At 62.5% G+C, this 13,958-nt stretch carries 14 protein-coding genes; 10 read left to right on the top strand and 4 right to left on the bottom strand.

What is annotated here, in order from left to right; all coding sequences use genetic code 11:
• Positions 1-120 precede the first annotated feature (120 nt).
• A complete protein-coding gene (locus K289_RS0105990) occupies positions 121-1,200 on the bottom strand; it encodes a zinc-binding alcohol dehydrogenase family protein (RefSeq protein WP_027550660.1) in 1,080 nt (359 codons plus the stop codon).
• Positions 1,201-1,309: 109 nt separating this feature from the next.
• Between K289_RS0105990 and K289_RS0105995 the strand changes: the two genes are divergently transcribed.
• The 8 genes from K289_RS0105995 to K289_RS0106025 all read left to right on the top strand — a co-directional run bounded on the left by K289_RS0105995 (position 1,310) and on the right by K289_RS0106025 (position 9,241).
• Entirely contained in the window at positions 1,310-2,083 is a 774-nt protein-coding gene (locus K289_RS0105995) for a helix-turn-helix transcriptional regulator (protein ID WP_027550661.1), read from the top strand.
• A 167-nt stretch (positions 2,084-2,250) separates the two neighbouring features.
• Positions 2,251-3,564: a TadE/TadG family type IV pilus assembly protein gene (locus K289_RS0106000; protein WP_245283852.1), complete on the top strand. Its 1,314-nt coding sequence runs from the start codon at positions 2,251-2,253 to the stop codon at positions 3,562-3,564.
• Positions 3,565-3,575: 11 nt separating this feature from the next.
• Positions 3,576-4,079: a TadE/TadG family type IV pilus assembly protein gene (locus K289_RS0106005; RefSeq protein ID WP_245283853.1), complete on the top strand. Its 504-nt coding sequence runs from the start codon at positions 3,576-3,578 to the stop codon at positions 4,077-4,079.
• Positions 4,076-4,453 (top strand): TadE/TadG family type IV pilus assembly protein, encoded by a 378-nt coding sequence (locus K289_RS0106010; protein ID WP_035683984.1) that lies wholly within the window; start codon positions 4,076-4,078, stop codon positions 4,451-4,453. Before K289_RS0106005 ends, K289_RS0106010 begins: the two co-directional genes overlap by 4 nt.
• A gap of 520 nt (positions 4,454-4,973) precedes the next feature.
• Positions 4,974-5,192, top strand: coding sequence for a hypothetical protein (locus K289_RS50185; protein ID WP_245283854.1), 219 nt, complete (start codon positions 4,974-4,976; stop codon positions 5,190-5,192).
• Positions 5,193-5,313: 121 nt separating this feature from the next.
• Positions 5,314-6,660 carry an oxalate/formate MFS antiporter gene (oxlT, locus tag K289_RS43945; RefSeq protein ID WP_198024664.1) on the top strand — a complete coding sequence of 449 codons (1,347 nt, stop codon included), beginning with the start codon at positions 5,314-5,316 and terminating at the stop codon, positions 6,658-6,660.
• 521 nt (positions 6,661-7,181) lie between these two features.
• A complete protein-coding gene (locus K289_RS0106020; protein ID WP_027550665.1) occupies positions 7,182-8,210 on the top strand; it encodes a putative zinc-binding metallopeptidase in 1,029 nt (342 codons plus the stop codon).
• Positions 8,207-9,241, top strand: coding sequence for an ATP-grasp domain-containing protein (locus K289_RS0106025; protein WP_027550666.1), 1,035 nt, complete (start codon positions 8,207-8,209; stop codon positions 9,239-9,241). The genes K289_RS0106020 and K289_RS0106025 overlap by 4 nt, the downstream gene beginning before the upstream one ends.
• Positions 9,242-9,292: 51 nt before the next feature.
• Here K289_RS0106025 and K289_RS0106030 read toward each other — a convergent pair whose 3' ends face one another.
• Positions 9,293-10,543, bottom strand: coding sequence for an MFS transporter (locus K289_RS0106030; protein ID WP_027550667.1), 1,251 nt, complete (start codon positions 10,541-10,543; stop codon positions 9,293-9,295).
• Positions 10,544-10,569: 26 nt separating this feature from the next.
• Positions 10,570-11,310, bottom strand: coding sequence for an MBL fold metallo-hydrolase (locus K289_RS0106035; RefSeq protein ID WP_027550668.1), 741 nt, complete (start codon positions 11,308-11,310; stop codon positions 10,570-10,572).
• A gap of 74 nt (positions 11,311-11,384) precedes the next feature.
• Between K289_RS0106035 and K289_RS0106040 the strand changes: the two genes are divergently transcribed.
• Positions 11,385-12,053 carry a metalloregulator ArsR/SmtB family transcription factor gene (locus K289_RS0106040; RefSeq protein WP_027550669.1) on the top strand — a complete coding sequence of 223 codons (669 nt, stop codon included), beginning with the start codon at positions 11,385-11,387 and terminating at the stop codon, positions 12,051-12,053.
• Positions 12,054-12,176: 123 nt separating this feature from the next.
• Positions 12,177-12,380, top strand: a complete 204-nt coding sequence (locus K289_RS52180; RefSeq protein WP_084788558.1) for a GDCCVxC domain-containing (seleno)protein — start codon at positions 12,177-12,179, stop codon at positions 12,378-12,380.
• A 146-nt stretch (positions 12,381-12,526) separates the two neighbouring features.
• Here the strand turns inward: K289_RS52180 and K289_RS0106045 are convergent, their stop codons facing one another.
• Positions 12,527-13,837 (bottom strand): MFS transporter, encoded by a 1,311-nt coding sequence (locus K289_RS0106045; RefSeq protein WP_035684118.1) that lies wholly within the window; start codon positions 13,835-13,837, stop codon positions 12,527-12,529.
• Between the last annotated feature and the right edge of the window lie 121 nt (positions 13,838-13,958).

Genomic DNA, 13,958 nt, shown 5'->3' on the forward strand with positions numbered 1-13,958 from the left:
ATGCAAAGTAGCCTGCCGCTGCCGGTGACGCCTGCCATTTGACACGTCGGGCAAAACACCGGCACGTTGCCATGCTCGCAGCAGTGGCAGGGCGATCGCTTATGCCAACCCGGGCGAGCGCTACGGCCTGAGCACCGTCATCTTGAACGGGCCGGCATTGGCCGCCGCATAGGCCACCGCCTCGTTGGTATGGTCGAGGTCGAACGCCTTCGCCTCGTAGTCCTCGAGCCGCAACAGGCCCGCGCGCACCAGGGCGATCAGGCGCGTCGCTGCGTCCGGCGGATACATCCAGACGCCGTGGATGGTGACGCAGTTGCGCATGATCCAGGGGTAGGGCAGGTCGAGGCCTGCGCCACCCGCCATGCCGACCCCGCCCATCAGCACGACGCGTCCGTAAGGGCGCACCGTCATGATCGCTGCGCGCACCACATTCGTGCTGACCGAGGGCGGCATGATGTCGAACACGCAATCGATCGGCCCGGGTGCCGCGCGCCTCATCTGCTCGCGATCATCGCTCTCGTCGCCAGACAGCTTGACCGGCCGCACCCGCATCCCGAAGCGGCGGACGAGGTCGGCGAGAACCTTGTCGTTGCGGCCGGGCGTCACCACGCAGGCCGCGCCCATCGCGAGCGCGACGGCGACGGCCGCGCTGCCGAAATTGCCGGTGGCGCCGCTCACCAGCACGGTCTCGCCCGGCCGCAGGTCGGCAGCGAGGAAGCCGCCATAGGGCACGAGCAGCGTCCCCAGCGCGCACCATTGCGTGGCTTCGTCGGAGGTGATCTTGCCGAGCCGCTTCACGTTCTCCGTCGGCACCATCATCTGCTCGGCGAAGGAGCCGTGGCGAAAATGCTTTTGCAGGCGCATCCCGCCTTCGTCGCGCGCGCTCCAGCCCTGCAGCGTGATGTCGGGCGCCATCGCGTCGTCGCGGGAGCGCACGGTCGGATCGCAGAACACCCAGTCGCCGACAGCAAGCTTGGTCGCGTCCGGGCCGATCATGCGGACCCGGCCGATGCCGCCGGGGCCGGGGATGACGGGCAGGTCGAGCGCGTAGTTGCGCATCCCGCTGAAGACCTCGCCCGCGTAGGACAAGACGCGCGTTGCGACGACGTCGACGATGACCTCGCCGGTGCCCGGCATCGGGTCGGGGACGTTCTCGATCGCGAGCGGCGATCCAAAGGATTTGAGCACGGCAGCTTTCATGGGCTTCACCTCATATTCGGGTGAAGCGAATATGCGGCCGCCTTGAAGGCGCAGGAAGGCCTGGTATTATCCTAGTATTCTCTGGACCCTCCATCGCAGGGAGCAAGCCATGGCCGACCCACGCCGCGTCGAATTCGGCGATTTCCTCAGGTCCCGCCGCGAGAAGCTGTCGCCGAAGATGGTCGGGCTTCCCGCAGGGCGGAGGCGACGCACCGCGGGCCTGCGCCGCGAGGAGGTCGCGCAGCTCGCCGGCATCGGTGTCGACTGGTATATCCGGCTCGAGCAGGGCCGCACCGTGAGCCCCTCAGTCACTACGGTCGACGCGCTGGCCCGTGCGCTGCGCCTCAGCAAGACCGAGCACGCACATCTGAAGGCGCTGGCGCGCGACGGCGACAGGCGCCCGTTTACGCCCGAGATCGTGCCACCGCCCATTCGGCGGATGATCGAGAGCCTGAAGCAGCCGGCCTACATCACTGGGCGGCGCTGGGACGTGCTGGCCTGGAACGCGGCCGCCGAGGACATCTTCGCGTTCGGGCAATTGCCGGAGCAGGATCGCAATACGCTGCTCCTGGTACTGACGAACAAGCAGACGCGAAAAACCTACGGCGCGGGCTGGGCTGACGTCGCCAAGAGCATGGTCGCGATGTTTCGCGCCACCCACGACGTCTGGGCCGGTGATCCGGCCTTCACCGAATTGCTGACGCGGCTACGCCAGGGCAGTCCGGAATTCGTCAAATGGTGGGAGGCGCACGAGATCCGCAGCACGGCGTCGGGCCGCAAGACCATGAACCATCCAACCAAGGGCTTGCTCCGGTTCGAGCACACCAGCTTTCAGGCCAATGACGATCCCGCGCTGAAGCTCGTGATCTACACGCCGGTGTAGGAGCGCAGGCTCACAAGAGCGAAGCCTCGGCTTCTGACGGACGAGCGAAAAGAGCGGCAATCAGTTCTCACACAGTTTCTCTAAAATTGTCTCGCTCGCGTTGGGGCGGGTTTAAGTCGGCCTGCATCAGTATCCGGGAAAAAGTGGCAATCGCCCCAGGAGAGGACATGGAGCGCCGGAGACCCTGCAGTCGTTCATTCAAGGCACCATGGGGTAATGCGCGTCTGTACGAACAGAGCGCCAGCCTGTTCCAACAATTCGTTCGAGACCAGTCGGGCAGCTATGTCATTATTTCAGCGCTGCTGATGCCGGTCCTGGTCGGCACAGCAGGGCTCGGCACTGAAGTGGGATGGTGGTACTACAAACACAAGAATATGCAGAGCGCTGCTGACTCGGGCGCTGTGAGCGCTGCAACAGCGGCAAGTGCAGGCACCGACCTCTTGTCCGAAGCCAATGCGGTTACGGCAAATTACGGTTACGCGAACGCGGCAAACAACGTCACGGTCACGGTGAACCAACCGCCGAAAACGGGCAATTATACTTCGAATCCGCAAGCGATCGAAGTCATCGTGAGCCAACCGCAACAGCGGCTGTTATCAGCCTTGTTCGGCTCGGATCCTGTACTCATCACCGCGCGCGCGGTCGCCTTGCCCAATTCCGGGACAGGCTGCGTGCTTGCGCTCAACGCGAGCGCGAGCCCCGCTGTCAACGTGAGCGGCGGCAACCAGCTCAACCTGATCAAGTGCAACCTTTACAGCAACTCGAGTGCGAGCCCATCGCTCAACGTTGCCGGCAGTGCATCGGTCTCTGCGAACCAGGTCGGCGTGGTCGGCGACGTCTCCGGCACGAGCAACATCACGGCGACCAATGGCGTTAAAACGCACATACAGCCGGTCGCTGATCCCTATGCGAACGTCTCGCCTCCATCGGAGCCGAGTTGTACGAATGCCAAGATCACGGTCAACGCCAATGGAAAAACGAACTCCCTCAGTCCCGGCTGCTACGCGGGCAGCATTACGGTCAATGCCGGCGCAACCCTGAACCTTGATCCGGGTATCTATTATCTGGACGGCGCCAATCTGAGTGTCGCGGGAAACGCCACAATCACGGGCAACGGCGTGACCCTGGTTTTTACGGGGTCGGGAAGCAACTGGGGCACCGCTTCAATCGGCAGCAACGCGACCATCAATTTGACGGCGCCGACCACCGGCTCCACGAAAGGCATCGTCATGTATGGCGACCGGAATATGCCGGCCGGGACCGCTTTTAATCTCACGGGTGGTAGCACCCAGAACTTCGGCGGTGCCATCTACCTGCCAAAGGCCAATCTCAGCTTCAGTGGTGGTAACGGCACGAGCACATCCTGCACCAAAATCATCGCGGATACGCTGACGTTCACCGGCACCTCGAACCTTCAGGTTAATTGTTCCGCGCTCGGCACCGCGACGATAGGCTCGCAAACCGCGCAACTCATCGAATGAGGTTGGCCCCGATGCAGATTCAGCAGTCTTCATCCAAGATCCGCGATCGATTGATTGATTCTCTAACGGGACACGTGCGCGCTGCGGTCAGCGACAGACGTGGCGTCGCGGCCGTCGAATTCGGCATCATGATCCCGTTGCTGTCCCTGATGGTCGTTTCAGTGACCGACATTGGGCTCGCAATCTATCGCAAGATGCAGGTTGAAAATGCCGCACAAGCGGGCGCGCAATACGCAATTGCGCGCGGCTTTGACGCGAGTGGCATTTCCAACGCCGTAACAAGCGCCACGAACTCCACTGCCATCACCGCTTCACCTGGGCCGGTCCAGTTTTGCGGATGCCCAACGAATGCAGGAGTTAGCGCTGTCAGTTGCGGTGCGGTTTGCACCGGTGGCGCGCAGGCCGGCACATATACGACGGTCTCGGCGCAAGCGACGTACTATACGCTCATCAACTACCAGATCGTGGCGGCCACGTACTCTTATAACGCCCAGTCCACTGCGAGGCTGCAGTGAAACTCACAGCGTTATGGCAAGACAATCGGGGCGCGTCCGCGCTGGAATTTGCCCTGACCGCTCCCGTGTTTTTCCTGTTCATTTTCGGGATCATCGAATTCGGATTGCTGTTTTGGACGCAGCTCGGGATTCAGCATGGGACTGAAATGGCGGCGCGTTGCGCAACCGTCAACAGCACGCTCTGCCCAAGCGGCAGCGCCATAACGAATTACGCTGCCCAGCAGGCGTTCGGCCTCACGCTCCCAGCGGCGACATTCACCTATTCCACGCCAACATGCGGCAACCAGGTCAGCGCGAGTTATGCATTTCAGTTTCCGCAAGTTCTCAATCTCTCCCCGGTGACGCTGACTGCCCGGGCATGCTTTCCGAGTTGAGCTCGCAGCCAGGCCAACGAAGATCCTGCGCTGAAGCTCGTGATTTGCACGCCGGTCCAGGGGTGGAGCACAAAGGCCAAGCGTCAGCTTCTCGCGCCGGGCGGAAACATCGCCGCCCCGCAGAGCAAAGTCGCGTCCGGCCACGAACGGACGCGGCCCCGAACTTTGGGACGTCGGCCTTGAAGAAATTATCGACTATGAAGGAATGCCAGCATCAACAATCCCCCGAAAAACCAGGGCAGGAATAGACACTCGACCACGATAGCGCAGCGTCGATATTTCTTGCCGCGCTCACTGTAAGCCGACGGGTCTCGCAAAAAGGAGGGGCGCCGCCCCTCAAGCCGCCAATCGGTATAGCCTTTGAACTGAGCCAAGCCCGGTGCCAAGCTTCGGCGCATTTTCCAAATGAAGTAGGCATTCGCCAAGCCAAGACTTGGTATGCCCACCAACCAGACTAACCAGACCGCGTTTGAAGTGAACGACATGACCAAGCCGCCTCAGTTGGCGGCCCTTTGATATCATGCCAACGCCGCGATGTCGCCTTCCGGCCGAGCAGGCGCGGGCATTTGCACTGATCGCCCTCACGGAATTGCAGACGCGGCTATGCCAGCGCAGTCCGGAATTCGTCAAACGGTGGGACGCGCCCGAGATCCGCAGCACGGCGTCGGGCCGCAAGACCATGAACCATCCGACCAAGGGGTCTGCTCCAGTTCGAGCACACGAGCTTTCAGGCCAATGACGATCCCGCGCTGGAGCGAGTGCCGGTGTAGGGCGTAGCCTCGCTTCATCCTTCCGTCTAATGGTGATCCTGCAGAACCTGAGCAAGACTCGGAGGGTCAGGGGGGTGAAGGAGTGCCCCGATGACTGCTATGTCACGTACCGATCGGCCTGCGGAGCAGGCCTCCGAAGCTACCCGTTGGAGCCAATTGATCATCGGCATCATCTGCATGGTGATGATCGCCAATCTCCAGTACGGCTGGACGCTTTTCACAATTCCCATCAGCCAGAAGCACGGCTGGAACCTGGCCTCGATCCAGGTGGCGTTCACGCTTTTTGTCCTGTTTGAAACCTGGCTAGTGCCGGTCGAGGGCTACCTCGTCGATCGTTTCGGCCCGCGGATTATTGTGTTTGTGGGCGGGTGTCTTACCGGGCTCGCATGGGTTCTCAACTCCACCGCAGATTCGCTTGCGATGTTGTACGTCGCTCAGATCATCGGCGGTCTTGGCGCGGGCGCCGTTTACGGCACTTGCATCGGCAACGCACTCAAGTGGTTTCCCGACCGGCGCGGTCTCGCGACCGGACTGACGGCCGCAGGCTTCGGCGTTGGTTCAGCTCTCACGATCATTCCCATTCAAAGGATGATTTCAACTCATGGCTACGAGACGACATTCTTCACCTTCGGCATCGGTCAGGGCTTGATCGTGGTGGTGCTGTCGTTGTTGCTGTTCGCACCGCGCCATGGACAAACTCCGGAGGCCTCGGGCAGCAGGTTTGTCCAGCAAAGTCGTATTCAATACAAACCGCTGCAGGTACTCAGAGAGCCGACGTTCTGGGTCATGTATGCGATGTTCGTGCTGATGGCGGCGGGCGGGTTGATGGCAACGGCGCAACTCAAGCCCATCGCCAAGGACTTCCATCTCGATACCGTGCCGGTCACGCTCATTGGCATCACTCTGCCTGCGCTGACATTCGCGTTGACGATCGACCGAGTTCTCAATGGACTTACACGACCGTTCTTTGGCTGGGTTTCCGATTTCCTCGGGCGAGAAAACACGATGTTCATCGCCTTCCTGCTGGAGGGCCTTGGCATCTGGGCTCTGTACGTCTATGGGCAGAACCCCCTCGGGTTTGTGCTTCTGAGCGGAGTTGTGTTCTTCGCCTGGGGTGAGATCTACAGCCTCTTTCCAGCCACCTGCACCGACTGCTTTGGAGTAGAGTACGCCACAACGAATGCAGGCTTGCTCTATACGGCGAAAGGAACGGCCTCATTGCTGGTGCCGCTCGCCAACGTGCTGGTGATGGAGACCGGGGGCTGGAAAGGCGCCTTTATCATCGCCGCGCTCTTCAATGTTGTTGCCGCCCTGATGGCCGTCTTCGTGCTCAAACCAATGCGGCAGGAGTTGGTGGCGCGCAGGGGCGGAGAGCCCGCGTGGGCCGCTGGAGTGCAGCCGGAGCATAATCCGCATGCATCACGTCAATCTGGTTGATGCCGGGCCTCGCTATGCGCGGATGATCCGCGAGGAGCGGAGAAGCCGCAACTAGCTTGATGCAGATCAAGAAGAAGCCCTGTCGTGTGCGCGGAAGTATTCTCGGGCGCTAGCTGCGTCGAAGGCGCCCACTGGCCGATCCCCGGGATTCGGCCGGTCGCCTCGTTCATGAGTTCACCCGGAGTGGCAGCCATGGTGCAGAACCTAGTAGCCGGATTAGTCGTGGTGGCTTTGATTGTCATGGGCGTGCTTGCCTATGCCCAGAAACATGAAGGGTGCTTGCATGGGCGCTCGCTCCAAACCTTCAAGTCCTGCGGATCAGTCGGCGTTGACATATAGCGCTGGTCGCAACGCTGCGGCCAGCCTCGCGCGATTTGGTGCCCAGGTCCCCGGCAAATCCTGATTCGCCTACTTCCGTCCGTACCGACCGAGCCGTTCTTCAACCGAAACGGCACGGTTGTTGTAGGCAACAACCTGTGACACCATCCGAGCGCCGCGTTTTCACGACTTTCAGAAGCCCTATGCCGCGCCGGAAATATCCCTGGGAAAAGCTATCGGATCAACAACTGCTCCAGCACCGCCTCAGCAGCCTGAGGGTTACGGTCGAAGGCACCTGGCTCGAGGACTGCGTCCACACGTTATACGAAGAGCTCGATGAGCGGGGCATCCGGCTGCGGCCCCACACGTGGATATCGAGCGAATGGTTCAGTCCGGCAAACGTGCCCGGCATTGCCATTCCGTTCTATCTCGCCCATCCCCGCCTGATGAAGCTCGAGAACAAGATGATGCTCGACGTCGAGGGCGGCACCTGGTCCGAGTGCATGGCTATCCTCCGTCACGAGGCGGGTCATGCCTTGCAGCACGGCTACCAGTTGCACCGTCGCCGGCGCTGGCAACAGCTGTTCGGCCCCTCTTCGAAACACTACCCGCGCTACTACCGGCCCAATCCGGCCAGCCGGCGCTATGTCCAGCACCTTCGGCTCTGGTATGCGCAGAGCCATCCAGACGAGGACTTCGCGGAAACCTTTGCCGTGTGGCTGCGGCCGCGGTCCAACTGGCGAACGCGTTATGCTGGCTGGCCGGCGCTGAAGAAGCTGGAATATGTCGACGAACTGATGGAGGAGATTGCGGGGAAGCGGCCGCTGCTCACAACGCGTGAGCGTGTCGATCCACTGCGTGTACTCAACCAGACGCTTGGCGAACACTACCAGAAGAAGCAGGCATTCTATGCCTTCACGCCGCCGAAGACTTACGACCGTGACCTGTCTCGGCTGTTTTCGGCCGACCCACGGCATCGCCGCAAGCAAGCGGCATCAGTCTTCATCAGAAGGCACCGCGCCCAGATCAGGCGGTTGGTGGCGCGCTGGACCGGTGAGAACCAACTTACGCTGGATGCTGTGCTGGATGACATGATCTCCCGTTGCCGCGAGCTCGATCTGCGGGCCGTCGGCCCTGAACGGAGGCTTGTGATGGACTTCACCGTCCTGTTGACTGCCAAGACCATGCACGCGCTGTTTGGTCCGTCGCGGCGCAAATGGATCGCGCTATGAGACGCCGGCGCATCCTGGTTCTCATGCACCCGGACTTCGTGCCTCCGGATTCAACCGACGGGTATACCGAGCGGCAAATCAACGAATGGAAGACGGAATACGACGTCGTAAGCACCTTGCGCGCGGCCGGCCATGACGTTCGCCCGCTCGGCGTGCAGGAGGAAATCAAGCCGGTGCGCGACGAGATCGAAGGCTTCAAGCCGCATGTGGTCTTCACGCTGCTGGAGGAATTCCACTATCAGACGACGTATGACCAGCACATCGCGAGCTACCTTGAATTGATGCAGATTCCGTATACCGGGTGCGGTCCGCGCGGCCTGGTCCTGGCGCGCGGCAAAGACCTGTCGAAAACGCTGGTGCATCATCGCCGGATCGCGGTGCCGGCCTTCGCGGTGTTCCCGATGCGTCGCAAAGTCAAAAGGCCCGCGCGCCTTTCGCTGCCGCTCATCGTCAAGAGCCTGAACGAGGATGGATCCCGGGGCATCTCGCAGGCGTCCATCGTCGATACGGACGAGAAGCTCGCAGAGCGGGTCGCCTTCATCCACGAGCGGATCGAAACCGCCGCGATCGCGGAGCAGTTTATCGAGGGCCGAGAGCTCTATGTCGGCGTGCTCGGCAACAATCGGCTACGAGCTCTGCCGATCTGGGAGCTGAAATTCGGTAACATGGGAGGCCGCGTTGCGCGGCGCATCGCGACCGAGAAGGCCAAGCACGATCCCAGCTATCAGGAGCGTGTCGGAATTGTAGATGGGCCTGCGGATGACCTGGCGCCGGACGTGTCCGCCCGCATTCAACGGACAGCGAAGCGCATTTACCGGACGCTGGGCCTCGACGGATACGCGCGCATCGATTTTCGCCTCTCGTCCGACGGCACGCCGTATTTCATCGAAGCCAATCCCAATCCCGAAATCGCCAAGAGCCAGGAATTCGCGACAGCGGCCCGGCATGACGGCCTCGAATATCCGGACCTGTTGCATCGCATTCTGGCTCTCGGAATCAGACGGGCAAAAGCGGGCGTGTCCGTAGGCTGAAAGGTAACGCGAGACGCGTATGCCGGAAACAGGACGGGCGATCGCGCCTTCTCAGTGGGGACGTTCGCGCATGAACGCCGCCACGACGACGCCGGAGATAAAGGTGAGGGCAGCGATGGACCCGATTGCTGCCGACAGGCCGAATTGGTCGGCAATGATGCCTGCCGAAAGTGCGCCAATCGCATAGCCGAGGTCGCGCCAGAAACGATAGACGCTCAGCGAGCGCGCGCGCCAGCTCGGATGTGATGCGTCGGAGACGGCGGCGATCAGGCTCGGGTACACCATGGCCGTGCCAAGCCCGAGCAGCAGACTGCCGACGAACCACCATTCGAAATGACCTGTTGCCCCCGTCAGGAACAAGCCCGCGGCCTGGACCCACATGCCGGCGACGATCAGGCCCTTGCGGCCCCAGCGGTCGGACAGAGGACCCGTGGCGACCTGGAGGATGCCCCACGTCGCCGGATAGACGGCCTTCAATATGCCGATGCGATCAACGGCGAGACCGAAGGAGGCGAAGAACAGCGGAAAGATGCCCCAGCTCATGCCGTCGTTGAGGTTGTTCACCAGCCCGGCCTGCGATGCGGCGAACAGGTTGCGATCCCCGAACGAGGTGAGGACGAAGATCTCCCGGAAACTGATCGGGGATGCCTGATGAGCATGCGCCGCGGTCTCCAGCCGGACGTGTTCGCGCGTGTCGCGGACCAGGAGGATCGAGAGCGCGGCGCCGAGGATTGCATAGGCGACACCAAGGTAGATCGGGGTTGGCCGCAGCCCGTACTCCGACGCCAGATAGCCGGTGAGGTAGGCAGTCACGCCGACCGCAAGATATCCGGCGAACTCGTTCAGGCCCACGGCCAGGCCGCGCGACTTCGGCCCAACGAGATCGATCTTCATGATCACGGTCATCGACCAGGCAAGGCCCTGATTGATGCCGAGCAGGGCATTGGCGGCGATCACCCATTTCCAGCTTGGCGCCCAGATGATCATGCAAGGCACGGGAAGGCCGACGAGCCAGCCGAGGATCAGAACCCGCTTGCGCCCCCATTTGTCGGCGAGCTGGCCGGAGATCAGGTTGGCGCACGCCTTCACGACGCCGAAGCTGACGATGAAGGAGACGACAAGCGTCGTCGAAGCGATATGGAACTCCTCGGCGCCGATCAGCGGCACGACGGTTCGCTCGATACCGACCATCCCGCCCACGAAGGCGTTGATCAGGACCAGCAGAGCGAACTGCGGCCAGTTTTCCTTTAGCCCCAGCCGGACCGAAGGGGCGCGTTGCGGGGCGGCTGCCGCATCGCTCATGGCATCACACCGCTTCGCTCATGTCATCAGGCCGCAGCGGCCGTGACGCCTGAATTGGCGGCTCTGATCTTCGCGGCTTCCGGCGGGGCCGGCGGAATCTCGGCGACCATGAACCGAACGAACTCGGCTTCGTCCTCGATCGCGAAGGCCTGATTGTGCCGCTTCTCGAAGCCGATGGTCGACCATGGTTTGCCGCTCAGCCGACGACCGCAGACCGAGCCCGCATAGGCGCCGGGCATGACCTCGACATAGTCCGGCAGGCCTTTCAGCCTGCTCACGCTGCGAAACAGTTGCTTTGCACCGTCTTCGGCGCTGACCGCGAGTTCGGTACGACCGAGATCGCCAACCATCAGTGTGTGACCGGTCAGGACGAACCAGGGGTCGTCGGTGCGCGTCCGGTCTGTCACGAGAATGCAGATGTGCTCGGGCGTGTGACCCGGCGTGTGCAGAACCGTTGCCGTGACGTTGCCGAGCGGAAGGACTTCGCCGTCGGCCACAGCTTTGAACGGAAACGACACGCCCGCGGTCGACGAGAGCACGTAGGCCGCTCCTGCCGCGTCGGCGAGAGCCCGGCCTGCCGAAAGGTGGTCGGCATGGACATGCGTATCGATGACAAAGTGAATGCGCATGCCGGCATTGTCGGCGGCCTGGAGGTAGGGCTGGATATCGCCGACGGGATCTACGACCGCGCCGGCTGCCTTGCCGCCGCAGCCGAAGAGGTAGGAGATGCCGACGGGATCGCTGTGCAAGAACTGACGAAGGATCATGGACTTGCACTCCTCTCCAAGAGCGGCTAGACAACACTCAATCGATCTGCTGAATGATATATTCAGGACCTGCCGTGTCAAGCACCGGACCGAAGCACGCGATCTATGAGGGCCTCGCCGAAGTGGCGCAGGCATTGGGCCATCCGCACCGGCTTGAGCTGCTGGAGCACCTTGCCCAGGGGGTGCGCAGCGTCGAGGAGCTATCGGCGCGTGCTCATCTGAGTTTCGCCAACACCTCCCGCCATCTGCAGATCCTCAGGCGTGCGCGCCTGGTCGAGACCGCGCGGCGCGGCAAACATGTTCTCTATCGTCTGGCCGGCGATGCCGAGGTGGTCATGCTGATCAAGGCGCTGGGGCGCGTCGGCGAGCGGAATATCGCCGAGATCGACCGCATCGTGACCGACTACTTCCACGCCCGCGATGCGCTCGAACCTGTCTTGCGGGACGATCTGGTCGCAAGATTGCACGACGATCTGGTCACGGTGCTCGATGTGCGCCCGGAAGACGAATTCGCTCTTGGCCATCTGCCGGGCGCGCTCAACATCCCGCTTGCCGAGCTGGAACGACGCCTGAGCGAACTTCCGAGGAGCCGGGAAGTGGTTGCCTATTGCCGCGGCCCCTATTGCGTCCTTTCATTCGAAGCGGTCGCAGCGCTCCGGGCGCGAGGCTATCGCGTCCGCCGGCTCGAGGACGGCTACCCCGAATGGAAAGCCGCCGGCCTGCCGGTCGAGTCCGTCGCTTGAGACGAGCGGATCAGGTGAAGCAGGGATGACAAGCCTCATCGCGCAGAAGTCGCTTGGCCGATTGTTGGAGCCGAGGGCCCACAAGGCGCCCTCGGTGTTCCGGCCCGAAGCCCTGTTGAGCTGATGAAACTGGAATCGACCCTCACGTGTCCGGCTTGTGGTCATCAGGAAATCGAGACCATGCCAACGGATGCCTGCTTGTTCTTTTACGACTGCAGGGACTGTGGTCTCCGGCTCAAGCCCAAGCCGGGCGACTGCTGCGTCTTCTGTTCCTACGGGACCGTTCCGTGCCCTCCGATTCAAACGAAGGGGGCTTGCTGTTCGTAGCGCACACGAGCTTTCAGGCCAACGACGATCCTGCGCTGAAGCTCGTGATCGACACGCCGGTCCAGGGTGGCATAACCGAGCGGTCGTGGGCATCCGCCTGCGAGCGATGGAATTGCGGACACGGTCTGGCCGCACGTCTGCAGACGTTATGCCACCGGCTCCCTGGCGGAATCCGAACGGTTTCGGTCATCAGGGGCCAGCGGTGGCGCCGGTCTCGCGGGAGCATTCTCCAGTGGAGCTGCGTCTTTTCCTGAGCTGATCTCGACCGGAGCGTGTCCGGCGTCGCGACAGGCGACGATCCAGATCAGGAAACCCGCAAGCGCCAGCGCGGCGCCGACGGGACCGGTGGAGGTCCAGCCCAGCCCTTCCCGAATGGCGACGCCGCCCAGGAAAGGGCCGAGCGCATTGGCCGTGTTAAAGGCCGAATGATTCAGTGCGGCAGCGAGTGCCTGCGCGTCGCCCGCCACATCCATCAGCCGCGTCTGCAGGACCGCTCCGAGCGAGACGCCGGCACCGATCGCGAAGACGTCTGCCGCGAGCAGCCAGGGATTGCCGGCGGCGAGCGGAAACACCAGTAGCGCGCCCGCTGAAAACAGGAGGATGCCGCCCGCCGTCGGCATCAGTGCGCGGTCCGCGAAGCGCGGCACGAACAGATTGCCGAGCGTGGCTCCGATCCCGAACACGGCCAGAAAGAACGGAATGACCGCGGGGCTGACCTTGGTGACCTCGATCAATGTCGTCGCAAGATAGGTGTAGACGGCGAACATGCCGCCGAAGCCGATGGCGCCGATTGCCAGCGTGATCCAGACTTGGCCGCTCTTCAAGGCGCCGAGCTCTCGCAGCGGATCCGACCGGCCGCCCTGGTCGCGCGGCGCGAACAGGGCGCAAAGCAAGACCGTGAGCAACGCCAGCAACGACACAAGTCCGAAGCTCGCGCGCCACCCGGCCGCTTGGCCAATCAGATTGGCCAGCGGCACACCGACGATCGTGGCAGAGGTCAGGCCGAGCATCAGGCGGCCGACCGCCTGTGAGCGGCGATCGTAGGGAACGAGCGAGGCCGCGACCAGTGCGGCGATGCCGAAATAAGCGCCGTGCGGCAATCCCGAGAGAAAGCGGGCCGCGATCATCCAGCCATAGCCTGGTGCAAGCGCGGTGAACCCATTGCCGAGCGCAAACACGGCCATCAGGACCAGCAACTGCGTGCGGCGGGCGAAGCGTGCGCCGAGAACCGCGATCAGGGGCGCGCCCAGTACGACGCCGAGAGCATAGGCACTGATCGCGTGTCCCGCGGTCGGCTCGTCGATCCCGAGGTCGGCGGCGAAAAACGGCAGCAAGCTCATCGATGCGAATTCGGTGGTTCCGATCGCAAAGCCGCCCATCGCGAGCGAGAAGAGGACGATGGCGAGGTGAGGGGGCGCGGAGGCGTGGGGCGAGGTCGCTTGAGGCGAGGTCGTCATGAGTCCTGCATTGGTGGCGTCAACGGGAACCAGCCCAACGAACGTCGCCACCCCTGCAAGATTTATCCGTCGTACTTAAACCGGGATCAGTCTACGTCAACACCGGAGCTCCAGCACAAGG

The sequence above is a fragment of the Bradyrhizobium sp. Cp5.3 genome, assembly GCF_000426265.1.
In the GTDB taxonomy this organism is placed as follows: domain Bacteria; phylum Pseudomonadota; class Alphaproteobacteria; order Rhizobiales; family Xanthobacteraceae; genus Bradyrhizobium; species Bradyrhizobium neotropicale.